Source organism: Cytobacillus oceanisediminis, from assembly GCF_003182355.1.
GTDB lineage: Bacteria > Bacillota > Bacilli > Bacillales > Cytobacillaceae > Cytobacillus > Cytobacillus oceanisediminis_A.
Map to the genome: position 1 here is coordinate 350,179 of NZ_QGTW01000001.1, position 23,743 is coordinate 373,921.

The following is a 23,743-nucleotide window of genomic DNA, read 5'->3' on the forward strand; positions in this document are numbered from 1 at the left end:
TTAACCTCCGATTTTAACAGGCTTCTCTATTCCTTGAATTGAAGAATCACTAATCTTTACAAAGCCTTCCGCATCATACTCATATAGAACCGAATCTTTTAAACCATTATTCTTCTGCATGTGATTTTGTACCAATTTACGGCCAAGCTGCGGTGTTATCTCTTTAAACCAGTTTCCTTCCGGATACACAATAACAACGCAAGCATCCTTGCATCGCCCATTACATCTTGTCCTTGTTGTATGGATATCAGCGTCAATGTTCAATCGGTTAATTTCATCCCGAATTGCCTGTGTAACCTCCTCTCCGCCTTTTCTCATACAGCTTGAACCATTACAAATGAGCACATGCCTTTTCGTTCCATTTAAATTCCAAGTAGTCATAAATTTTTTCTCTCCTAATCATATTTGCATAACAAAAGAAAAAGGCACCCCTTAAAAGTGTAGAGGTGCCAGCTTATCTCCATAGTCTAATATGCAGAATAATAAATGTTTAACACTTCTCTCACCTATTACCCGTAGGTATTTGCAGAAGATAACAAAAGGCAGGTCTCCTGACTTGGGTTCATCGTTTCTTTACGTCTTCCCGATTTGCATCAGTGACATTTTATAAAGAAACTACCCCTTACAGTGGCGGGACCGTGCCGGACTTGCACCGGCTTCCCTTTTAAGTATTGGCTGAGCAGCCATACACCTTTGTTATGTATTCAATTTTCATAGATCAATACTGAAATTAATGCTCACATGGGTTTATCATTTTTTTTAAAGTAAGACCCTGTTAAATTTGCCTGTTGATTTCCGCTCCAGGCGCTCAGCGAACCGCGGGCGGTCCGGGAGCCTCCTCGGCGCATTCGCGCCTGTGGGGTCTCCCTTTGACACGCTCCTCCCGCAGGACGTTGAATAAACATCCTAGAATAAACACCGCACGAAGGAAATGCGAATGCATTTTCGAGGATCTCGGGCCTTCCGCTCCAATCAACAGGGTACTAAAATCAACAATGCGTTTTAACACAACCTAAAATAAAAAAGCCTTAATTTGTTGTCCAAATTAAGGCTTGAGCTAGTCCAATTAGATAAAAGGTATGATGGTTTATAGCTTTACCATCATTCATTGGCTATACTCATTCCTCCCTCCGAAGAACAAATAAAACGCATTTAAAAGCAGGTTTTCTGGCTTGTGCCTCAAACTTACTCTTGTCACCTTCCCGGTTATCCCAGTGGTATTTGACAATTTCATCAGCACTTACAGTAGCGGGGGCTGCATCGGAATTTCACCGATTTCCCTATTATCCCAGGATGGTTCCCTAGGCACTTTTAAATGATCTATTCAGTTTTCTTACTTCACACTATATTTAACAGAATATTTTTATGCCAAACAAGTATTGATTTTAAAAAATTTATGTGATATTTAGTAACATTTAACAGTAAAACAATCAACTTTCAAATAATATTCAACTATTTAAGGTACATGTACCTATCTTTTAGAACACGCTATTCATTATCCATTTCGACAATCATATCATCTACTTCAGGGGATGATTCTATTAAACCCGCATCATGCATCCAGTCTCTGACTTCCTTCCAGGATTCTTTATCCTGAGAGCCAAATACCGCACCCTCCTCTTCCATTTTAGGCAGTAAGATTTCCAAGCTTTGCTTTTCAACTTCCTCTACCAATGGGAAATTGGCTTCATCTTGGTTGCTTATTAAAATAGCCAAGGCATCTTCCGGGTTTTCTTTCATATATTCATAGCCCTTTTTAGCACCCTGCCAAAACGCCTGAATGGTTTCCCTATCCCTTTCCCATGTTTCATCACTCGTTATAAGGACTATTTCATTATATGCCGGGACACCATGATCAACCGGATTAAAATAGCGTGTTTCATACCCTTTATGCTTTAAAACAGGGACTTCATGGTTAATATAGGCACCTATGACAGCATCTGTTTTTTCCGAAACAACGGACGTGCCTAATTCAAATCCGACATCTATCATCTCAACCTTGCTGAAGTCGCCGCCATCATGTTCAATCATTGTTTTCAGCAATGCTTCATTCAGCGGAATACCAGGGTAGCCAACCTTTTTTCCTTCCAGATCCTTCGGAGTTTGGATTGGGCTATCTTCCAAAAAAACGGTATGGTTTAAAGGAGAGCGAACAATTGATGCTACTGATTTTATCGGAATATTCTCGTTTGCACGCGCCATGATGACATCCGGCTGATAATATAATCCCAAGGTAACCTTCCCTGCAGCCGTTAGATTCAATGGGTCTGTTGGGTTTGCAGGGAACTGAATATCAACCTTAACACCTTCTTCTTCAAAAAAGCCTTTTTCCTGCGCAACATATAAATAGCTATGTACTGCATTAGGGTACCAATCCAGCATAATACTAACCTCTTGCAATTCTTTGCCTTCCCCTCCCGCGGATGTTTTTGAGTCGTTTTCCTTAGAAGTATTGCCTCCACAGGCGGCTAGAACTAGCACTAAATATATACTTGATAAAATTCCCAGAAACTTTTTCATGATGTTTTCCTCCATTTCAAAAGTGCTTTTTCAATTAATGTTATAAATAAAAATAATGAAATTCCCACTGCTGACAGCAATACAATAGGTGCGAAAACACCTGCTCCATCAAACTGGGTCATCATCCGGCGGCTGAAATATCCCAGGCCTGCCTGGGCACCCAGCCATTCGCCTATAGCGGCCCCGATTACACTTAATGTTACGGCTACTTTTAATCCTGAGAAAAAGGATGGCAATGATGAGGGAATATCCAGCTTGAAAAAAATGTCTTTTTTTGAGGCTCCCATTGTTAGCATCAATTCCTTTAAATCCTTATTTGACGATCGCAGCCCATCAAAAGCACTGACAGTGATAGGGAAAAAAGTGATTAAGACCGTCACTGCCACTTTACTCCAGATTGTATAGCCGAACCAAAGGACAAAGATTGGAGCCAGTGCAATAATCGGGATAGTCTGAGAAGCTATAATGATAGGATAAAATGTTTTTTCAGCTGTCTTGCTTGCGCTCATCCAAATAGCCAATCCAGCCCCGATTATCACTGAGATAGCAAGTCCAATAGCTATTACCAAAAATGTTGGAGGGAGATGCTTTAAAAATAGAACAGACCTTAGCTCCCATAAAGTAAAGGCAATTTCTGCGGGAGACGGCAAAATAAAGCTTTTATTATAAGCCCTCGCACCAAACTCCCATACCATTAGCAGCACTATCACCATTAAACTTGAAGATAAGTAGGAGTTGAACTTTTTCATAATTCCACCCTCGGCCGCAGCTGATCAATTAGATCTTCCTTTAGTCTAACAACATCCGGATGGCTTAAATCCCGTATAGATCGGGGGCGTCCCAGAGGCACTTTTACTTTATGGATGGATTTCGAATTCTCTGACATGATAAAGATTCGGTCGGATAAAAATAAAGCTTCATCTACATCATGGGTTATGAAAAGGATCGTTTTTTTCAAGTTTTTCCATTGATGAAGCAGCCATTCCTGCATGGTTAACCGTGTAATGGCATCAAGAGCGCTAAATGGTTCGTCGAGCAATAAAACATTGGATCCGCTCAGGATTGTTCGTAAAAAGGATACCCGCTGTCTCATGCCGCCTGATAAATCACCGGGATGTGAATTTTCCGTACCTTCTAGGCCAAAATCTTTTAATAAGGTTAGAACCTCTTCCTCTGCCTGATCCCGTTTTACACCTTTTACCTCTAAAGGCAGCATTGCATTTTCCAATATCGTTCTCCAGGGCATCAGCAAATCCTGCTGAGGCATGTAGCCAACAAGTCCCAATCTATTTTTAACCTGTTTGCCATTTAGGAGTATTAGTCCTGCTGAAGGCTGCTCGAGTCCGGTCACCAGCCGGAATATCGTACTTTTGCCGGCGCCGCTTGGACCGATAATAGATATAAATTCACCATTATTTACAGTGAAATGAACGTCGGTTAAGATGGGGGCATTGACTTTCTTTTTTTCAGATAAGTATTGAAAAGAAACTGATCTGAACTCCAGTGCCGGATTATTCATCAGTTGGCCACATTTCCTTGTTATAGGCCGCATCCCAAAACATATATTCAAATCTGGTGGTATTTAAAAAGATATTCTCAAGCTTGAGGAGCTCTTCTTCGGATTTACCGTTCGCCGCTTTATCCATTAATCTGATGCACCATGTGGCCAGCTCGCCAAATTCTTCAGAGCTGTACATTTTGATCCAATCGCCATATAGCTCATGTTCGGAAGCCCCTGGGATTTCATTCAGCTCCTTGCCTATTTCCCAATAACTCCACATGCAAGGAAGGAGCGCAGCTACAAGTTCAGCCAGTGTCCCATTTTGTGCGGAATAAAGCATATAGTGTGTATAAGCTAATGTAATAGGGGATGGTTCTGCTGCTTCCAGCTCCTCGGCTGATATTCCAAAACGGGATGCATACTGGCGGTGCAAGGACATTTCTTCATTGATAGTAGAATCCAATAAGGAAGAAAAAGTCCCCATATCCTCTAAATTGGTTGCTTTAACAGCTCCTAAAGCAAATAGCTTTGAATAATCAATTAAATATAAATAATCCTGAACCATATAGAATCTGAATTTATCCGGATCCAATGTTCCATCCCCCATTTCCTTAACAAAGGGATGGGAATGATTTTTCCGCCAGATTGGCTGGAGTTTATGGTATAAATGCTCTGAAAACTTCATTCTGATTTACACTCCTTTTCTATCAAGCTATAAAACCCTTATTTTCTTGTATGGCACCATTTATAAATAAAGGACAAAATCACCTTTGTATACTGAATCAATTGTTCAATTGAAACCTGTTCATTTACTGCATGGGCATGGAGCAGACTTCCCGGTCCATAAATAGCAGCGGGAATGCCTGCATCCCCAAACCAGCCTCCATCAGTGACAGTCGGCGATACATCGACTACAGCCTTTTCTTTAATGATCTTTTCGTGAACGTTCATTAATGCATGTACTGCAGGATGGCCATCATCCACTTCCAATGAAGGAAAAATCTCACCGCGATCCTCTATCATCGATGAACCGCCCCACTTAAAGATAGGCGGGTTTTCCCTCAGCCAAATATCTCCCTGTGCAGCCAAATGAATGTGCTCCTCTATCTCTTTTGCCACTTGTTCATGGGTTTCATTTGGGTAAAAATGAACAGTAATCCAAAGCCTGCATTCATCCGCAATAAATGCAGCATGCCGCCCCCCTTCAATCACAGCAGGGTTAATCGTATTTGTTCCAGGTGGGTATCCCGGATAGCTTTTCATGACTGCCCAATTCCGTTCAAGCTCTTGAAGCGCCTGTATAATTTTCATCATTTTTTCAATGGCACTTGCCCCAAACAGTTTTCCTCCGGCATGGATCATATCCTTGCGTGTAGCATCGTGAAAGGTATTTTTGCTTTTTACAGTGATCCAGCCTGTAATCACACCGCCTTGGCCTTGAATATGCAGGTCACTTGTATCAGCCACCAGAGCAAAATCGGCTTTATAGCCCCTTTTGCAGCACTCCAATGTTCCCGCTTCCCCTACTTCTTCGCCAATGACAGACTGAAAAGTTAAATCTCCCGGAAGCCTGATTCCGTGTTCGTGGAGAAGCTGAATGGCAAATAATGCTCCTGCCAACCCTCCTTTCATATCTGCTGCTCCCCTGCCAATTACAGAACCATCCTGAACAGTTGGTACAAATGGATCTGAAAGCCAATCCTCATCCTCATTGACTTCTGCAACATCTACATGCCCATTGATAATAAGGCTTTTAAACTGGCTGGAATAAGTCCCGTTCAGCACCCCTACTACATTGGGGTCTCCAGGATAGACATCCCATTTATCAATAACAAAACCTTTTTCCTTTAGGAATGATGCGATAAACTGCTGGGCTTCTTCCGTATTTCTGGCAGGCGGTGCAGGTGTTTTGTAGCCAATCAGTTTGTTCAGGAGCTGGATTAGCTCATCCTGCCGCTTATCAACTTCACCTATCAATTGATCCAATTTTTCTTCCATTAAAATTCACCCCACAAAAAAAGCCCCTTCTCTGCAAAAGAAGTGGCTTTTCATTTAATTACATATTTTGGCAAAACCAGATAAAGGCATCCCATTACTTATGTACCACTTTCCTTCGCTAGCATTACCTAGTGCAGGTTCAAGGGTTAAGACAAACTGTCTCTCTCAGCTTATAAAGCACCCCTAGTGTTCGTTTATGAAATTTTCTATTTACATAGTCACATAATTTCCGATTTAAATCAATATATTATTTCTAAAAAACGACAGTTTGTTATTTAACGATAATTATTTTTTTCAACGATTCTGCGGAATTTATGAATTCAAGAGGTGCAATTAGGGTCAACAGGAATCTATTTTATTAAGCAGCATCTCTCTTGATTATAGCATAAGCCCCAATTGATGCCCCAATAAATTCTAACCAGCCTCCCGTCGCAAGGAGCAGTCTTTTTTGGATGCTCATTTCATCTTTTATAAGAATTCCCGCCGAGTCAAGCATGGCTGCAACCGAAATAAGACTGCTACCAACCACCTCAAGATTATTTAAATGATCGCCTTCCCTGTTTGCTATTCCTGCTGCCTCCAATGCTGCTCCCATTGATTGTACAGAACTCCCCACAGAATTAAATCTTGCTATCGAAGGAGAAGGATTTTCGATCTCTATATTTGATGCAGTACTGTTAATCGTATTCCCGCCTGCTTGCATAAAAGAGCCAATGATACCATAAAGATGTGAACCCTCTTCTATATTCTCAGTTAATCTGATTCTTCCAAAACCTTGAAGGGTATTCCCGAGAGCTTGGACTGCATTCCCATTACGGATTAATTTTTTATTGGTATTTTCTATGTCTGATCCTTGCATCGTTTCTCCTATTGCTGAAATGAGTGTACCTAAAACCAAAAAATAAGAGCCAATCGAAAGGTACTCTTCTCCCCTTAAATACATTTAACTCTCCTTTCTAACCATTCATTCATTACGGCTCTGATAGCAAATTTATATCATGTCTACAGTAAATAGATTTACTCTTTATCTTTTTTTATCAGAAGCTTCTTGATTTTCTTCCTGAAGTTGGCCAATGACTGATAAAACGGACCCTACAGCCTGAATCCAGCTCCCAATGAAGATAACTTTATCACCGCTATTACCTGAATCGGCCCCCTTTTCCTTAAGGTTAATTGTGCCTCCAATTGCTTGAAGTGAATTTCCGATGGATTGAAGTAAATTACCATAAATATTATAGAGCTGCCCAGCGGCAGTCGGATCTTCAAATTCATCCCCCAAGGCGGCAGCTCCACCCAAGGCTTGCAGCCAATTACCAGTAATGACTAACATCTCTTCATTCTCTTCTTCTAGATCTAAAACTAATCCAGCAATAACTGTACTGTTTCCTATAGCCTGTATTTCATTACCAAGTTTTTCAAGAGAGGGCCCCCTTTGTCCATCTGCCTCAAGTGCGTTTCCTGCAGCCTGCAGAGTATTCCCGACAATATCCAGACCCTTAAATAGGTCCACGATTCTTGCCGATTGAGATGGAATGCTTGAAACAGCTGAAAGTATGGTCCCTAATGCTGCTATAACTGCTCCAACTATCTCTTGTACCTGATTGTCCATAACATACTCCTTAGTTGTTGTATGTTAAATTATATTCAAGACCTTTAAGCTCGGTACGAAAGGAGAAAACTATAAGTGGCAAATCAACACATTAATTTAATTCGTTATCATACCCAACATAAAAAACAATAAGATAATAGCCTGGGACCAATAATCTTTATTAATTAAATATTTAATAATAAAATGAATCTCGAAAACGTTAAGGACTTAATATTAAAATGAATTTTTATTCCATGGAGGAGCAGAAGTCAACCGAAAGAAATGAGTTAATGGTATATCCATCGATAAGGAGCGCCAGAGTGTATTTGGCAATTAAAAAATGTTGTTTACGGCAGTATTTATTTGAATAGAAATCAAGGCTTTAATATACAAGTTATGCATAAAATCTTGTATATAAAGCCTTATAAAAAAAATACTTATTAAATTAAATCGCCCTTTAATTTAATAAGAAACTCTTGAAGTGTTAGACATTTTTTCACTCTTTCTATAGTTTTGTTTTCACATCTCATGCTTTTTAAACCTAATCTTTTTTATGAACTTGGTTCGCTTATGTAAAAGTGGGTAATAAAAAGGATTTATCATTCTAAACTTTATAAGGATCTATCAGACCCATTCAACTTAGAAATTATATTAATAATAAAAGATGACTGTTTTAATGCTCGCCTTCAGTATAAATTTGAAAATTCACACCAAACTTATCAATTATACTGCCATATGCAGGGCTGAAGAAGGTTTCTTGGAGAGGCATGGTCACTTGACCGTCTTGCTGTAACGAGTTAAAAAATTTCTGAGATTTTTCTGGATCCTTTGTGGAAATACAAATTGTAACTTGATTACCTTTTTGATGCGGCTGGCCTGGAAAGGTATCACTAAACATTAGTTCAGTTTCGCCAACTTTTACAGTCGCGTGCATGATCCGATTCTTAGCCTCTTCCGGCACGGGATATTGAGGGTCTTCTGGTCCTTCACCAAATGTTTGTGAATATAGAACTTCCGCATCTAATGCTTCTCTGTAAAATTGAATGGCTTCACTTGCATTTCCATCCATCACTAAGTATGGAATTAACCGTACAGTCATTATTTTCAGCTCCTAAGGTTTTATTTTTTGAGTTACCATTAATTATCAGACTCCCTAATATTACCCACTTTTACATTATAATATAAAAGAACATTTGTTCGCAAGATTTTTAGATTTACTTTAAGGTTTTAAACATAAAAAACTACATTCTCAATCCAAACGGAGCATTGTGGTTACATAAAATAGAAATGGATTGTATAAGATACCATTATCTAAAGGAATGCTGCTCTAGGAGTTGATTAGAAGAATGTCGTTTGAAGAAGGAATACAGCAATCGGAAAAAGCTTATCAAAAATTTGTTGAAGTGAGTTCTATGTTCTCTGATACAGTTAATCATGCATTTATATTTACCTGGCAATGGTGGCTTGGGGTAACACTATTTATTATTCCTTGGGTTTTATGGTTTACTTTAAGGAAAAAGGAAAGCACAGGACGCCTGCTGTTAGGTGGGTTTATAACCATAATATTATCAATTACGATCGATTTGGTTGCATTGTCCCTTGGTTTGTGGTCTTACCCGATGGTCATAACAACAATATCACCATTGTTATTTCTGCCTTACCACTTCTCTTTGGCTCCTGTTGCCATTATGTTCACTCTCCAAATAAAGCCAGGAACAAATCCATTAATCAAAGGAATTGTATTTTCTGCAATTGCAGCTTTTGTGGGAATGAATATTTTTGATTTGATCGATTTTTATAATCCGAAAGGGTGGTCAACATTTTATGACTTCTTCATCTTTTTAACCCTTTACTATGTAGCATATATGGTCAGCAATCTAAATAGTTTCGAATCATTAAAATGATCCTTTAAAGAGTACCCATTAGTTAAAACATGTCCTGACGATAGAAACCCATTTGTTGAGTAATCCATATCTTTAAGCTAGCTTTATTATTAAACCATCTGTTTTACAATAGCTTCATGTTTCAAACATCCGTTTGATCATAATTTGTTCTGCTCATTATGTTTTGCACCTGTATTCTTTCAGAATGTTCAGATAGTTAAACTATGCCATTTTTTTAAGAAAGGGCGTCTCTAACTATCTGTATAAAAAATTAATTAGGTCTAATTTCAGCCTCCAGAATATATTTTATAGGAAGGATACATTTACCTGTATCACATTCCATATGAAATAGGTGAGACCAGCATGTTTATCGTTTATTATATTGAAGGCAGAAATATCTTATTAAATCAACTGTGTAAAAATGTTCCAAAAGATGGTGAAGAAATAAAAATTAAAGGCCGCAAAGGAAAAGTGTTAAGCGTTCAACAGATCGATGAAAATAAAGTCCATGTGCAAGTAACCTTGGAAAGGGTTGATAAAAATAAAGTTGTGCTGGACAACTCGAAAAAGAAAAAGAGGTAACGAAAAAACCCGCACTCGGCTGCGGGTTTTTCCATTAACGCAATGCCGCTCTGATTTCTTGCATTTTTTGTTTAACTAAGGGATAAAAATTATTTTTAGCACTCGCGGTAGAGTTTCCACCGAAAAATGCAGTGCCTGGACAGGTTTTAACTGCATGTCCGTGACTTTTATCCAATACTCTTTCACCAGAATTAATATCCCACCAATGATGGTATGTGATACTGTCAATGGAAGGTGTTAATCCATATTTCAGCATAAGCAAGGCTGTGACAGTTAAAATGGTTTCTCTTTGTTCCGCAGTCATATGGTTATCATCAAAGTTGCCGAGATTTTCAATGGCTAACGCATCCGCTTCAATGGCATGCATAGCCTCCTTATTTTGCAAACCAAAAGATCCTTCTGGAGCTATGTTAAAAGGCCTGCCCACTGCCACTTTTCCATCCGGGAATGTGGTTAGCTGCTGGCTGATCATACTCCAGCCCATGCCTTCAACATGATATTCTTCCATTCCCTTCATCAAAACGAAATGATTGGAACCATTAAATTGCTGATATGATGGCTGATACGTATGGTGCTGCTGTATTTTAGCCACTTTCCTCGTGAATTTTTGGTTAAAAATCCAGTCTTTGAATTCCTCTCTGGTCATAAGCACATATTTCCCTTGCATGGCAAGCTTTTTAGGTGGAATCTTTAATTTTTGCCCGACATACAAATGATTCGAAGTAAGCTTATTCGCTGATTTGATTAACTGGATCGTAGAACTAAATGATTCGGCAAGCTTCCAAAGCGTATCTCCAGGAACAACTTGATACATGATCGGAACCCTTAATTTCTGGCCAACTAAGAGTAGATCAGATTGCAGCCCGTTTATTAATTTAAGATCATTTGCCGTTGTTCCATAGGTATTGGCAATTTTCCATAAATAATCCCCTGATTTCACTTCATATAAATTCCGGGGATTATTTTGTGCATGAACAGGCGGCAAATTCATTTGAAATAATAACGTCAAAATAAATAAAAGAATCAGGAATCTTTTCATGTTTCAAATCCTTTCATTGGCATCATACAGTTTAGTCACCATTTTCTTTCTATTCCAACATTATTATTTTTTTAAAATGAATTGAAAATATCCTAGTTATTAATTGTCAATAGATAGTTGCACAAAATGAATCTGCAGTCGGAAAGAGCTTTGCTTTTCCAAGCAAAGCTCTTTTACTTAACAACATTTTTAAGAATGCCTTTCCGGATAAACCTGTAATGCCAGCGCATCAAGGAGGAATTTGTACATGAAGGAAACTCAGCTATATCAACCTCATAAAAAATTGGTGAAACAGTACATTCAGCTTTATTCTATAGTAGAGGCTTGGAGTATTTCTCCAAGCCTCTGTGTTAATAGTATTCAACCAGTAAATTAAACTTTGCTCCCATTAGCACTCAAAGCCCCAAACATTGCCTGATTTTCAAGCAATAATTAAAATCCAAAAGCATTACCCCGAGGTACCAAATTCTTTAATGTTAATTTTCACATCGAAGTTGACGGGAACCTCACTGAATGTTTGATCCCAATCCTCTTTTACCTTTTTCCATAATTTTGGATGCTCTATTCTTAGCTTATTTCCGAAGCCAAAGACATCCATTTGGTATTCTTCTTGCGCTTTAGCCAATGCACTCTTTATCAAGTACTCTACCTCTTTTTCAGTCATTCTTTCAGCCTTTTTCAGAAATTTGTTATCAAAAGGTTCCCCTGACACATCCCAATGTTCGCCAATACGTCCTTCAGACTCGACTTTTACTTCAAAAGAAATAGCTCCTCCTTTTACATTTGGTTTAATTTTGCTTTCCATGGATATAATTTCGTATATAATCGGCTGGCCAGTATATTCATCAAAGCTTCTCACCAATCCCCCTTTTCCCTCTCCGGTTAACCAGGCTACTCCTTCTGTTTCGGTATCATCCAGGAAACCACGCAGTCTCTTTGTTTTTCCATCAATAATTGCTGCTCCTGATAGGATTCTTTCACCTTTTGCCGGTTTAACACTTTGTAATAAAAAGCTGGTTCCCGACTGTAAATGCCCTTCAAATCTGGTGATCGACATAGGAAGCAATATCTTCGTGGTTCTTTCCTGGCCTTGTGTCATTTCAACGAGCTGAATCGCCGGAATGACAGTTGGTTCATTTGTTTCCAGTGTTTTTCTTGCATTTTCCTTTGCGATAACAATGAGGGCACTTGGCCTCATTTCCTGTTCTCTTTTGAAAAAATCCAGTACTTGGTTAAGATTGTAATGACGTGCCAGATCCTCGCCTATAACAATCACCTTTGAATGTTCACCAAAAGCGCGTTTGTCAATTCGCAGGATCATTTTGCGCAAAGCAGGAAGAAGAGCATCCCCTGTTTCAGTAATATTTTTATATGCCTGGTGCTGGGTTGTACCCTCTTTAGTTCCGGAATCAGTCGTTTCTGCTGTGACAAGCTGATTGGTTATCGTGAACATATCCCGCTTAGGAAATCTGCCCTCCTGGTCCTCGTCTATCCCCTCTTTTTCCAGGTCCAGTGCAGTACCAATAATCAGTCCCATTTCTTCAATTTCTTCACTGCTCCAGCATCCAGATAGAGGAAATATGAGAATAAGCAGCAGCAAACTTAGGAGGAATATTTGAAATAGCTTCATGCTTTGCCACCCTTCAATTTAGAAATAATCAGCAAGGGCAGCGGAAGCACGCCAAATAAAAACAAAGCTGAAAAACCAATTAAATCTCCAAGCTTAAATAGGTCATTAATATTTTGCGGAATCATCCCAATTAGATAAATGATAGGGAGCAAGCCGAATATAAAGGGGCTGATATTCTTTTTTAAAATTTGAGAAAGACCTAATGCAGCTGCATAGTACGATATGGTAAAAGTGGTGAATATTTGCATAATCCATATTGTCAGCAAAAAAGATTCAAACCTCTCAAATATTAATCCTTCAATTTCAAAGCTTCGGATCAAGTCAATGGTTGGCCATGTTTTTGTTACTACACCATCAACAGACAAAGCCCCAATCACCATTACAACGGTTATTATATAAAAGCTTAAGGGAATCCCCGTTCCAATCAAAACGACTTTTATTGCTTGGTTTGGCTTTTCCATAAATGCGACAATGACCAGCATAATTTCAATTCCTAAAAACGCAAGTATGGTTGTCTTAACCCCTTTTAGAATAGGAATGATTCCAGAACCCAAAACGGGCCTGATGTTATCCAGCTCAAAAATTCCAAAGCTCATACTGATTACCAGCAAAAAAATGACGACCGTAATAGGCAATATCAATTCAAACAGGCGGGCAATCGGATTTATTCCGCCAACAATCAGATATAGGCCTATCCACATAAATGGCATGATTATGGCCCAAATAGGTGTTCCTTCCAGCAAAAAAAGACTGGTTACTTCTGCAAGAACTCTAACTTCATATGCAGACATAGTAAAAAAGTAACCTATGACAGAAAAACCAAGGAGCCAGCCGATCCATTTTCCTGCGATATCCTGGCTGTATTGATAAAAGGTTTTTTCGGGAAATTTCTGGCTTAACTTTACCATAATGATTCCGGCCATTATGGCAATTACCCCTCCCAGAATAACAGTCAGCCACACATCTGGTGTTTTGATTTTTTCTACAGAAGTTCTTGGCAGAGTGAGAATGCCCGCAGCAAGAATATAGTTGATAAGAATAACAGTTGCCTGAGGAGTGGAAATTTTATCCTTGGGACTAGCGATCAAACTGATGACCTCCATTCGTAGTGAACTATCCTTTGCGAATCCGATCTTTTGTATGCAGCATACTTGGCCGGCGTTTCATGATCATCAGCGGCATACGAATAAAAAAGTCTTTCCAGTCACTCAAACGATATGGAACAGCAAGATTTACGTATGATACACCAAAGCTTTTTAGTTTCACTAAATGACTGCAGAGCAAAAGGAAAAACAAAATAACTCCATATAGTCCAAACACTGCTGCTGAAAACATGGCTGCAAAGCGAAGGTAGCGCAGGGATATCCCTAAGCTATATTGAGGAATGGCAAAGGAAGAGATAGCCGTTACGGCAACGACAATAACCATAATAGGGCTGACAATCCCTGCCTGTACGGCAGCTTCTCCAATAATCAGAGCTCCGACAATTCCGATTGCAGGTCCAATTGGCTTCGGCAATCGCAGCCCGGCTTCTCGCAGGATTTCGATGGCTATTTCCATAATAAGGGCTTCAATAATAGATGGGAACGGAACGCCATCCCTTGTCCCCATAATGGACATCGCTAATTTGGTTGGTATCAGCCCCTGATGAAAGGAAACAAAGGAAATATATAAAGCTGGCCCAAATAGCGAAATAAAGGTTGCAAGGAAACGCAGCAAGCGAATAAGCGCACCTGGAATCCACCGTTCATAGTAATCTTCAGAAGCCTGAAGCATCATGCTGAATGTTACAGGAACAATCAAAGCAAACGGGGTTCCATCCAGCAGTATGGCTACCCGTCCTTCCATCAAGGCACTCATCACACGATCAGGGCGTTCTGTATTTTGAGCTTGCGGAAAAGGACTAAGATAATTATCTTCGATGAGCTGTTCTACATAACCTGATTCCATGACATTATCAATGTCAATTTTTTTAATCCTGGATTTTACCTCTTCTACTATTGCCGGATCGGCTATATCTTCAATATAGGCAACAATAAGGTCTTTTGTCGTTCGTTTTCCAACCTGGAACTTTGATAGGGTTAGGTTCTCATTTTTGCCATTTCTCCGCAAAAGAGCGCTATTATCACTTAAGCTTTCATTAAAACCAGCACGCGGTCCACGAACTGATTGTTCGGAAACCGGTTCTTCTATATTTCTTGTCTTTCCTTTCGTTGTACCCAGTATTAATACCTCAGGTGAACCGTCCATTAGTAAGACAGTCGAACCGATTAAAATTTCAGGCAGGGTGTCTTTTATGGTTTTTGCTTCTTTTAATTCACTAATGGAAAGAACATTATTTTTGATAAAATCTATTGTTAATTTCTCTCTTATGTAATGGGATGACCGCTTTTGGTCTTCGGCAAAATCCTGCATTAAAGATCTCATGATATGTTTGTCGATTAGTTCTTTGTCTGACAGTCCGTCAATAAAAATAACTGCACCGCGGACACTTGATTGCCCTATATTAAACTCCCGTAAGCGCACATCGGAATTATGGCCTATTTCCCGCTTTAAATATTCCAAATCCGCTGTTAAATCTCCTGTAAAATAAACGGGGGACTTCTGAGAACTTTCCCCAAGGACATTATTTTTATTTTCCGAATTTCTGCTTTTTAATGGTTTGATTTTTGATTTTCGCCTTTGCATATTCGTGAATCATCCTTTGAGGTACGAATAAGATTAAACAATCTTGAAATCCCAAACGGAACTAAAAATACGATAAACCCCTGTATCAACACTTTCCAATCAGGAAGGTAGGAAACAACGGCTTTCCACATATACATCACCCTTTACCAAGCAAATATGCAGTATTATGTAAAAGGAAACTCCGAACCATCACATTTCTTTGATTAGCGTTCCACTATTTTCTTGTAATAATCCATTTAAACCATCTTAACTTTTATATAATTTGCTAAACAGCTGTGATTCAAATATCTGCTAAATTGCAAAGTGGCCAAAATTCGATGCGAGATAGATACAAACGATTTTTTACCTATTTCCACGCTGGAAGTGCTGAAAAGTTGATAGGATGCAAACTGACCGATATATTGAAAATCTGACCGATATCTTAGGAAAAGTGACCGATAAAATTGAATCTTGACCGATATCTTAGGAAAAGTGACCGATAAAATTGAATCCTGACCGATATCTTAGGAAAAGTGACCGATATATTGAAAAATTGACCGATAAATCTGATCAAGAGCGCCTTTCTACTACACTTGAGCCTTTCGCAAGGGGTTGGCGATCATCTTTTTTTCCTTTTAACTCGTTTTTCGCCACAAACAGCCAATTTCCGACCTCCAAACGCAATAAAAGTCTAATCCTGCGCTTTCCCGAGAAATGATGGACCAAAAAAAAGAGTGAGGACTGTTCATCCCCACTCTCCTTTCTTATTTTCCATCTACAATTTCTTTCAAAATATCATATGAACGCTTTTGCTTATCTTCGTCATAAATATAGGATACAGCCATGATTTCATCGACGTTGTACATATCCTGGAACTGCTTCAATTGTCCCTTGACTGTTTCCTTGCTTCCCATTAGGGTTACACTGGACATCCCTTCGGCCGCTTCTTTTTCCATCGGGTTCCAAAGAGAATCCAGGTCTTCTACCGGAGGACTTAGCTTCATCTGTGTCCCTCTCACTACATTCAAGAAGAATTGCTTCATCGTTGTTGATAAAAATTCTGCTTCTTCATCGGTTTCCGCTGCAATAACATTCAAGCATATCATCATATATGGCTTATCCAAATACTGCGATGGCTTGAATCGTGCGCGGTAAATGTGGATGGCATCTTCCATATACCTTGGTGCAAAGTGTGAAGCAAATACATATGGAAGTCCCAGCTCTGCTGCCAAATAAGCAGAATCGGTTGATGATCCAAGAATATAAATCGGAATGTTTGTTTCCACACCAGGATAGGCTTTCACATAACTTTGGTCCTCTAATGGACCAAAGTACGTAAGCAATTGCCGGACATCCTCCGGAAACGTATACACCGAATCATTTTTCGAACGACGAAGCGCACTGGCCGTCATCATATCGGTACCAGGTGCCCTTCCAAGGCCAAGATCCACTCGATCCGGATAAATGGTAGACATTGTGCCAAACTGCTCGGCAACCACCAGCGGCGCATGGTTCGGCAGCATGATTCCACCTGAGCCCACACGGATTGTATTCGTATGTTCCAATGTATGTTTGATTAAAAGAGACGTAGCAGAACTGACAAGCGTAGGCGTATTATGATGCTCTGCAATCCAATAACGCTTATAGCCCATTTCCTCCGTTGCCTTAGCAAGATCCACAAGGTCTTCGATCGCCTGTTTACTTTCCTTCCCCTCGCGAATCGGGGCAAGGTTTAAAACCGAAACAGGAATTTGTATATTAGTCATTTAAATTTCCCCTTCGTGAAGAATTGATTTTATTTTAACAACCGAAATAAATAAAAGAAAATATAATGCTTAGTATGTGCAAGTTGCTTGGGTGCTTTTGTGCTAATAGGCAGAAATAAGAATATTTAGTCGTAATTTCGATTTTATAAGCGGAAAATAAAATTATGAGCAAAAAGCAAAAAAAAGCAGCCTCCAATAAATGGAGACTGGCTCACTAACTGACTTTTAAGGGTTCTCCATTTTCAATTGGATCACTGCTTTTCGCAGGTTTCTTTTTATTCAAAGCCAATAGTAAAATCATGGAAAATATACAAGCAGTACCAATCCATTGAAAGCTGCCGAAAGGTTCTTTCAGCCAAATCACGGTTGTCAAAACAGCTGCCATCGGCTCCAGACTGCTTAAAAGGCTCGTTTCGGTTGGTGTAAGGTTTTGCAGGCTTTCGATATAAAACCAGAAAGCAAGCATGGTTCCGAATACAATGACAAACACCAAATAAAGATACGCTTCAATCGTTAAGCTGGCAAAGTCCATTTTCCAGGGCGGATGGAAAAAGCTTAATGAGAGTCCGCCGATCACCATCGCCCATCCCACAACCACCAGTGAATCGAACTGCTTTAGTAAAGGAACGGCATATAAAGTATAAAATGCCAATGCCACACCAGATAAGATTCCCCACACGATTGCAGGCGCCGGTACCGATAGCTGAGACACGGATCCGTTTGTCAACAGAAAAAGAGAACCCGTCAAAGCAAGTGAAACTGTCACAAAATCCTGCCGTGTAAACACGGTTTGCCTTCGCAATACCAAGTAAATGATGATCATGACCGGCGCAAGATATTGCAGCAGCGTGGCAACTGCCGCATTCCCGTGATGAATGGATGCCATATACGTGTATTGTACCCCAAGCATGCCGAGCAGCCCGAAAATCACCAGCTGTGCAGCTACCCTTCTATTTTTCCACACACCCAATACCTGAGAACGGTCTTTAAGTAAAAATTGAACGGCTAATAGTAAAATGCCAGCGCTTAGCAGCCGTACCGTAACAAGCCAGTTGACATCGATGCCATATTGCTGGAAAAGCTTCTGTGACACAGTGCCGCCAACACCCCAAAAAGTAGCTCCTGCTATAACAAGAAATAACCCAGTTTCTCTGGATCGTCCTTTCATGTCCATACCACCTTAAATAGATTACTAATGTTATGATAATTGAAAACTTCTTTTAAGAATAGCTAATTTGAATGAATAATTTTTGATTGGGCTGCCACCAGACTCAAACGCATCTCTCGATTGAACCTTCCCCTTGCCTAGTCTTCACCACTCCTATTAGGTTTTACTCTATTACGCTTCCGACAAAGACCTTTATCGAGTACCAGCCTTGGCCATACCGATATTTTTGGATTTAATTGTGAATCTAGCTTTTATAATAACAGAGCAATGACAAACAAGGAGGTAGAATAATGAAGGATCCTAAAATAAAAAATAGACTGTTGAAAAATCACTTTCTCAACAGCCTAAGTTATAAAACTTCATTTGAGTACTAGTTTACCAAGGACATCTTTTTCTCCGTCTATTATCACGATCAAAAATGCCTAATACATCGTCATCGTCTCTTCTTCGTCTTCTTCTATCATCCTCGATAACTATTACCTTATCTGCACGGATAATCACTTTATCCACATCCAGAACTCTTCTTCTGTCATCACGATCGAAAATACCTGCTACATCGTTGTCATCGAATCTTCTTCTGCACGACATTCAAACCACCTCCTTTTCCTTTTATACTTTAATATATGCTAGTTATAAAATAGTGAGTGGACAAGAACACTAATGAATTGGTTTGTTTATAAAATCCATGAGAACCTTCATTTTGATTAAGAGAATGTTTTATGTAATAGTGATAAACCCAATATCTCCTAGTAAATCCCAGAATACTACGTCGAAAATAAGTCTTTAAAATAAGAGGTGCTCCCAATAATCGGAGCACCCTGCTTTCTATTTGATTTCTGCCATTTTTTCTGCAAATTTAGCATCTGCTTCCTGGAGTTTCTTAAATTTCTTTTCGATCTTTTCAAAAGACTTCTGGATATTTTTCATGATGGCTTGCTGAGCTTGAGGATTTTCAACCTTTTCTAAAACAGCCAGCACAGAATCAATATTATTGGCAAGCTTGCTTTCTACTAACCCTTCCCCATCTTCTGTTTCTGCTGTTTTTCCTTCTGCAATTAGAAAATGTGTAGGTAGTTTACATTTTTTTAGTAAACCTTGGATTTTACTCAAAATAATGGGTAGATTTAATTTTACGTATTAAGCCGGCAAACCAAAGCAAAGCGGTCCCAGCAATCAGCTGGAACCACCTTGAAAAATTAATATTTTTACAATTTACATATAAATGTGTATTTTCACTTACTGGTTCCACGAACGGTAAGCCACATAATCGGCTTTTGGCCGTTAAATCATTTGATTTGGCCGATAAATCTTCATTTTGGCCGTTAAACTCGTGGTTTCGGCCGTTAAACCTTAAATTTGGCCGTTAAACGAAATCTAAATCTAACATCAAGGCTGCTTTCTTGCTAGTCCAAAGATTGGAAGGCAGAGAAATCAATGTTTGACTGGTAATTTCTAATTCTCTTCAGAAAATTTCATATATTGGGCCACTAAAATAACGTTTCTCTCTAAAGCATCGAAAACGAGAAATTGGTGCTTTAAAATTTTCTTTCCCACATCCAGCAGCTCCAAGAATCCATGTCCAGCCCTTCTCACGTCTGAATTAAGCCCATTTAAAGTTCTCAGTCAATTATAAAAAGCAACTTTTTTTGTGTTGACATTGTTTATCAATTGCATATAATTTGCATTAAGGCAAAACTTTTTTATTAATCTATAAATCTTGTCCAAAGGACGTTTACTTGATTATACGCAATTAAAATGACCAGCTGAAAAAATGGAAAAATAAAGGAGAGAACAAAAATGAAGGGTTCAGCTATCTCCATACAAGATTTGCATGTTTCCTATTATGGAAATGAAGCTGTAAAAGGAGTAAGCCTATCTGTTGATACTGGTAATTTGGTGGGCATTATCGGGCCAAACGGCGCAGGAAAATCAACTTTTTTAAAAGCCATGCTGAATCTCATACCAAAGGATAAAGGCGATGTAAAAGTGATGGGTGGAACGATCAAAGAAGTACGCAAAAGAATCGCCTATGTTCCACAGCGAAATGACATAGATTGGGATTTTCCGATCACGGTACTTGATGCGGTTCTCATAGGAACTTATCCACATTTAAAGCTGTTCCGCCGTCCAAAGAAAAAAGATAAAGAATGGGCAATGCAATGTCTTCAGCGTGTTGGGATGCAAGCTTTTAGCAAGAGGCAAATTGGTGAATTATCAGGCGGGCAGCAGCAGCGTGTCTTTCTGGCAAGAGCCCTCGCCCAGCAAGCAGATCTGTTTTTTCTTGATGAACCGTTTGTAGGAGTTGATGTATCCAGTGAAGAAACCATTGTAAAAATTTTGAAAGAACTTTGCAGGCAAGGAAAAACGGTTATTGTTGTACACCACGACCTAAGCAAAGCGAATGATTATTTCAATCAGCTAATCCTATTAAATAAAGAATTAATAGGTTTTGGGACAGTTGAAGAGGTGTTTAAGCCTGAGGTCATTCAAAAAGCTTACAAGGGGCAATTTGCGTTTATGAATGAGATTGGGGTGTCATTATAATGGCCTTTATTGAAGCGGTAATGCAATATGGTTTTCTGCAAAAAGCGTTATTAACATCGGTTATGGTTGGGATTATCTGCGGAGTCATTGGCTGTTTCATCATCCTCAGAGGAATGGCTCTCATGGGAGATGCCATTTCACATGCGGTACTTCCAGGAGTCGCCATCTCCTATATCCTGGGTGTGAACTTCTTCATAGGGGCAGTATTCAGCGGAGTAATCACGGCCATTGCCATTGGATTTATATCACAGAACAGCCGGATTAAACATGATACATCAATTGGAATTATGTTTACAGCGGCATTTGCCTCAGGGATTATTATTATCACCATGCTAAAAAGCAGTACAGATTTATATCATATTTTATTTGGAAATGTTTTGGCAGTGAGATCATCCGATATGTGGATCACTCTGGGCATCAGCCTAATTGTATTAGCAGCTGTTTATCTCTTTTACAAAGAACTATTAGTTACATCGTTTGATGAAACAATGGCCGCAGCCTATGGCTTGCCAGTTCGCTTCATTCACTATTTCCTAATGACTCTTTTGACAATGGTTACCGTTGCATCCCTCCAGACAGTAGGAATTGTGTTGGTTGTTGCCATGTTGATTACTCCTGCTGCGGCGGCTTATCTGTTAACCGAGCGGCTGTGGGTAATGATATTCCTTGCAGCAGGCATCGGGGTGGTTTCATCTATTGTTGGACTTTACTTTAGTTTCACCTACAACCTAGCTTCAGGCGCAACGATTGTCATGGCCGCTACTTCTATATTCGTACTCGTTTTCTTATTCTCACCTAAGCATGGATTAGTTTGGAAAACGCTGAGAGTAAAGAAGAAAAGAGCTTCATTAGTTTAATTTTAATATAGCTGTTTTTAATCTATGAGAAAACAGCCAAAAGAGCCTTTAAAAAAATTTAAAAATAACTAGGGGGAAAACCGAATGTTTAAAAAAGGATTTCTTTTATTTGCCGCATCCTTTCTGGCCGTGTTAATACTTGCAGCTTGCAGCAATGAAAAAAGCAGCACACCTGCCAGCGAAGATGGAAAAGTTCAAGTTGTTACTACCTACTCGATTGTATATGACATCGTAAAAAATGTAGGCGGAGATCTGGTTGAAATTCATAGTTTAGCTCCAATCGGCTCAAATCCGCACGAATATGACCCGCTTCCTGTCGATGTCCAAAAAACAACGGATGCAGATGCTGTGTTTTACAATGGCTTAAATTTGGAGGCCGGCAACTCTTGGTTCGATAACCTTATGGAAACAGCCGGAAAAGATGGTGAGGATGCTCCTGTCTTCCTTATGAGCAAGGGTGTCGAAGCCATGCATTTAACGACCGAAGGCAACGAAGGCGAAGAAGATCCTCATGCATGGCTGGATATTCGAAATGGAATCAAATACGCAGAAAATGCGAGAGATGGATTAATAAATGTGGATCCTGACAATAAAGAGGTTTATGAGAAAAATGCAGAAGCCTATATCGCTGAACTTCAAGAACTGCATGACAAAGCGGTCAAACAATTTAAAGAGATTCCGGAAAAAGAACGTGTGCTTGTAACGAGTGAAGGTGCTTTTAAATATTTTAGCGAAGCCTATGGATTCCAGGCGGAATATATCTGGGAGATCAACCAGGAAAACCAGGGAACACCAGAACAAATTACAAGAATTGTAGATATTATCAATGAAAAAGGAATTACCGGACTATTCCTGGAAACAAGCATTGATGCTCGAAGCATGGAAGCTGTATCTGATGAAACCAATGTTCCTATCATGGGTAAAGTTTTTACAGACTCATTGGCAAAGCCAGGTGAAGACGGCGATACGTATATCTCCATGATGGAGTGGAATATTAAAACCATTAAAGAAGGCTTGACTAAGTAACCAATAGCAAAACAAACTGGATAAAACCAAAGACACCTCTTCCTTTTGGAGAGGTGTCAACTTTCATAATAAAAAGGTTATACCAGAAGTACCAAGCCATTTATCTGAACCATTCAGTTAAAATCACCATTGAGAGAAACCCAATAATAAAAGCCAATGTAGACGCTCTTTCATTCCCATCCCCATGGCTTTCAGGGATTAATTCTTTATAAACTACAAAGAGCATTGAGCCTGCCGCAAAAGCAAGTCCATAAGGAATAATATGTTCAAAGGATCCGCCAAATAACACCCCTATTAATCCAGCACATAATTCAATCATTCCTGTCAGGGCTGCGAAAAGAATGGCTTTTACCCTGCTGACATTCTGTGTAACTAAAAATAATGCAACCAAAAATCCGTCTGGGACATTTTGAAGCCCTATAGCAAAAGCTACGAGCGGGCCAAGATCCTGGCTGCTGCTTACATTGCTTATTCCGACTGACAGACCTTCTGGCAAATTATGCAGTGACATCGCTATTAAAAACAATATGACAACACTTGAATGCCCCGCTGAACGTTTGGAATTGTCCAAATCCACATGTGGGATAAAACTTTCCAGCAAGGTCAAAACAAGGGTTCCCATTAAAATTCCAATCACCAGAACAGTAAGATTCGATAGCTTAATAGCAGATGGAATTAATCCGTAAGCCGACGCTGCAACCATAATCCCTGCCGTATAGGCCAGCAAAACGTCCTTCCCTTTATGGGAAACATTTTTTATTAACAAAATAGGCAGGGCCCCTAAGCCTGTACAAAGTGATGAAAAAAGAATAGGCAACAATGACATGAAAATCCTCCAGGATCTTATTAGTTCATCATATGTTTGAATTCATTGAACATGCATCCAGTTCCCCAAACTTCTCTGTAAAATCCTTAAAACTAATACTAGTTAAAGATGCTCATCCATGCCACTCTTTTAATAAATGAAATGAAGG

The 23,743-nt window shown here is 39.4% G+C and carries 23 protein-coding genes and 3 riboswitches; of the genes, 5 read left to right on the forward strand and 18 right to left on the reverse strand.

All coding sequences use genetic code 11. The annotated features are described in order from the left end of the window. The 9 genes from DFO73_RS01720 to DFO73_RS01760 form a co-directional block, all read right to left on the reverse strand. Nucleotides 1-381, reverse strand: coding sequence for a (2Fe-2S) ferredoxin domain-containing protein (locus DFO73_RS01720; RefSeq protein ID WP_110063060.1), 381 nt, complete (start codon nucleotides 379-381; stop codon nucleotides 1-3). A 142-nt stretch (nucleotides 382-523) separates the two neighbouring features. Next, a riboswitch (cobalamin riboswitch) is annotated at nucleotides 524-710 on the reverse strand. A gap of 430 nt (nucleotides 711-1,140) precedes the next feature. Continuing rightward, a riboswitch (cobalamin riboswitch) is annotated at nucleotides 1,141-1,328 on the reverse strand. A gap of 160 nt (nucleotides 1,329-1,488) precedes the next feature. Further along, nucleotides 1,489-2,520: an ABC transporter substrate-binding protein gene (locus tag DFO73_RS01725; RefSeq protein ID WP_110063061.1), complete on the reverse strand. Its 1,032-nt coding sequence runs from the start codon at nucleotides 2,518-2,520 to the stop codon at nucleotides 1,489-1,491. Further along, complete coding sequence (locus DFO73_RS01730; RefSeq protein ID WP_110063062.1) at nucleotides 2,517-3,269, reverse strand: ABC transporter permease; 753 nt, start codon at nucleotides 3,267-3,269, stop codon at nucleotides 2,517-2,519. The genes DFO73_RS01725 and DFO73_RS01730 overlap by 4 nt, the downstream gene beginning before the upstream one ends. Next, nucleotides 3,266-4,039, reverse strand: a complete 774-nt coding sequence (locus DFO73_RS01735) for an ABC transporter ATP-binding protein (protein ID WP_110063063.1) — start codon at nucleotides 4,037-4,039, stop codon at nucleotides 3,266-3,268. Before DFO73_RS01735 ends, DFO73_RS01730 begins: the two co-directional genes overlap by 4 nt. Further along, nucleotides 4,032-4,706 (reverse strand): thiaminase II, encoded by a 675-nt coding sequence (gene tenA / locus DFO73_RS01740; protein ID WP_110063064.1) that lies wholly within the window; start codon nucleotides 4,704-4,706, stop codon nucleotides 4,032-4,034. Before tenA ends, DFO73_RS01735 begins: the two co-directional genes overlap by 8 nt. A gap of 38 nt (nucleotides 4,707-4,744) precedes the next feature. Continuing rightward, the gene (locus DFO73_RS01745; RefSeq protein ID WP_110063065.1) at nucleotides 4,745-6,019 is read right to left on the reverse strand and encodes an acetylornithine deacetylase; all 1,275 of its coding nucleotides are present in this window, start codon (nucleotides 6,017-6,019) and stop codon (nucleotides 4,745-4,747) included. Nucleotides 6,020-6,112: 93 nt separating this feature from the next. Beyond that, nucleotides 6,113-6,214, reverse strand: a riboswitch (TPP riboswitch). A 163-nt stretch (nucleotides 6,215-6,377) separates the two neighbouring features. Continuing rightward, the gene (locus tag DFO73_RS01750) at nucleotides 6,378-6,962 is read right to left on the reverse strand and encodes a DUF6944 family repetitive protein (RefSeq protein WP_110063066.1); all 585 of its coding nucleotides are present in this window, start codon (nucleotides 6,960-6,962) and stop codon (nucleotides 6,378-6,380) included. A gap of 81 nt (nucleotides 6,963-7,043) precedes the next feature. Further along, entirely contained in the window at nucleotides 7,044-7,628 is a 585-nt protein-coding gene (locus DFO73_RS01755; RefSeq protein ID WP_110063067.1) for a DUF6944 family repetitive protein, read from the reverse strand. Nucleotides 7,629-8,280: 652 nt separating this feature from the next. After that, the gene (locus tag DFO73_RS01760; protein ID WP_110063068.1) at nucleotides 8,281-8,706 is read right to left on the reverse strand and encodes a VOC family protein; all 426 of its coding nucleotides are present in this window, start codon (nucleotides 8,704-8,706) and stop codon (nucleotides 8,281-8,283) included. A gap of 247 nt (nucleotides 8,707-8,953) precedes the next feature. On the opposite strand from DFO73_RS01760, the gene DFO73_RS01765 reads away from it, so the two are divergent. Beyond that, entirely contained in the window at nucleotides 8,954-9,511 is a 558-nt protein-coding gene (locus DFO73_RS01765; protein ID WP_110063069.1) for a CBO0543 family protein, read from the forward strand. Nucleotides 9,512-9,853: 342 nt separating this feature from the next. Then, on the forward strand, nucleotides 9,854-10,072 hold the full coding sequence (locus DFO73_RS01770; protein ID WP_110063070.1) for a hypothetical protein: 219 nt from the start codon (nucleotides 9,854-9,856) through the stop codon (nucleotides 10,070-10,072). A gap of 34 nt (nucleotides 10,073-10,106) precedes the next feature. Here DFO73_RS01770 and DFO73_RS01775 read toward each other — a convergent pair whose 3' ends face one another. The 8 genes from DFO73_RS01775 to DFO73_RS01810 all read right to left on the reverse strand — a co-directional run bounded on the left by DFO73_RS01775 (nucleotide 10,107) and on the right by DFO73_RS01810 (nucleotide 19,452). Continuing rightward, nucleotides 10,107-11,111 (reverse strand): LysM peptidoglycan-binding domain-containing protein, encoded by a 1,005-nt coding sequence (locus DFO73_RS01775; RefSeq protein ID WP_181395882.1) that lies wholly within the window; start codon nucleotides 11,109-11,111, stop codon nucleotides 10,107-10,109. A gap of 448 nt (nucleotides 11,112-11,559) precedes the next feature. Then, nucleotides 11,560-12,741, reverse strand: a complete 1,182-nt coding sequence (locus tag DFO73_RS01780) for a Ger(x)C family spore germination protein (protein ID WP_110063071.1) — start codon at nucleotides 12,739-12,741, stop codon at nucleotides 11,560-11,562. Beyond that, entirely contained in the window at nucleotides 12,738-13,829 is a 1,092-nt protein-coding gene (locus DFO73_RS01785; RefSeq protein ID WP_181395883.1) for a spore germination protein, read from the reverse strand. Before DFO73_RS01785 ends, DFO73_RS01780 begins: the two co-directional genes overlap by 4 nt. Before the next feature lie 25 nt (nucleotides 13,830-13,854). Continuing rightward, nucleotides 13,855-15,429: a spore germination protein gene (locus DFO73_RS01790; RefSeq protein WP_110063073.1), complete on the reverse strand. Its 1,575-nt coding sequence runs from the start codon at nucleotides 15,427-15,429 to the stop codon at nucleotides 13,855-13,857. A gap of 743 nt (nucleotides 15,430-16,172) precedes the next feature. After that, the gene (locus tag DFO73_RS01795) at nucleotides 16,173-17,174 is read right to left on the reverse strand and encodes an LLM class flavin-dependent oxidoreductase (protein WP_110063074.1); all 1,002 of its coding nucleotides are present in this window, start codon (nucleotides 17,172-17,174) and stop codon (nucleotides 16,173-16,175) included. Nucleotides 17,175-17,388: 214 nt separating this feature from the next. Further along, nucleotides 17,389-18,342, reverse strand: coding sequence for a DMT family transporter (locus tag DFO73_RS01800; protein WP_110063075.1), 954 nt, complete (start codon nucleotides 18,340-18,342; stop codon nucleotides 17,389-17,391). A gap of 375 nt (nucleotides 18,343-18,717) precedes the next feature. After that, nucleotides 18,718-18,930, reverse strand: a complete 213-nt coding sequence (locus DFO73_RS01805; RefSeq protein ID WP_110063076.1) for a hypothetical protein — start codon at nucleotides 18,928-18,930, stop codon at nucleotides 18,718-18,720. Between the two features lie 237 nt (nucleotides 18,931-19,167). Next, entirely contained in the window at nucleotides 19,168-19,452 is a 285-nt protein-coding gene (locus tag DFO73_RS01810) for a hypothetical protein (protein WP_110063077.1), read from the reverse strand. 687 nt (nucleotides 19,453-20,139) lie between these two features. On the opposite strand from DFO73_RS01810, the gene DFO73_RS01815 reads away from it, so the two are divergent. The 3 genes from DFO73_RS01815 to DFO73_RS01825 all read left to right on the forward strand — a co-directional run bounded on the left by DFO73_RS01815 (nucleotide 20,140) and on the right by DFO73_RS01825 (nucleotide 22,769). Next, nucleotides 20,140-20,886, forward strand: coding sequence for a metal ABC transporter ATP-binding protein (locus DFO73_RS01815; protein ID WP_110063078.1), 747 nt, complete (start codon nucleotides 20,140-20,142; stop codon nucleotides 20,884-20,886). After that, complete coding sequence (locus DFO73_RS01820) at nucleotides 20,886-21,743, forward strand: metal ABC transporter permease (RefSeq protein WP_110063079.1); 858 nt, start codon at nucleotides 20,886-20,888, stop codon at nucleotides 21,741-21,743. The genes DFO73_RS01815 and DFO73_RS01820 overlap by 1 nt, the downstream gene beginning before the upstream one ends. 84 nt (nucleotides 21,744-21,827) lie before the next feature. Beyond that, entirely contained in the window at nucleotides 21,828-22,769 is a 942-nt protein-coding gene (locus DFO73_RS01825) for a metal ABC transporter solute-binding protein, Zn/Mn family (RefSeq protein ID WP_110063080.1), read from the forward strand. 100 nt (nucleotides 22,770-22,869) lie between these two features. Here DFO73_RS01825 and DFO73_RS01830 read toward each other — a convergent pair whose 3' ends face one another. Next, nucleotides 22,870-23,595: a ZIP family metal transporter gene (locus tag DFO73_RS01830; RefSeq protein ID WP_110063081.1), complete on the reverse strand. Its 726-nt coding sequence runs from the start codon at nucleotides 23,593-23,595 to the stop codon at nucleotides 22,870-22,872. Nucleotides 23,596-23,743 lie beyond the last annotated feature (148 nt).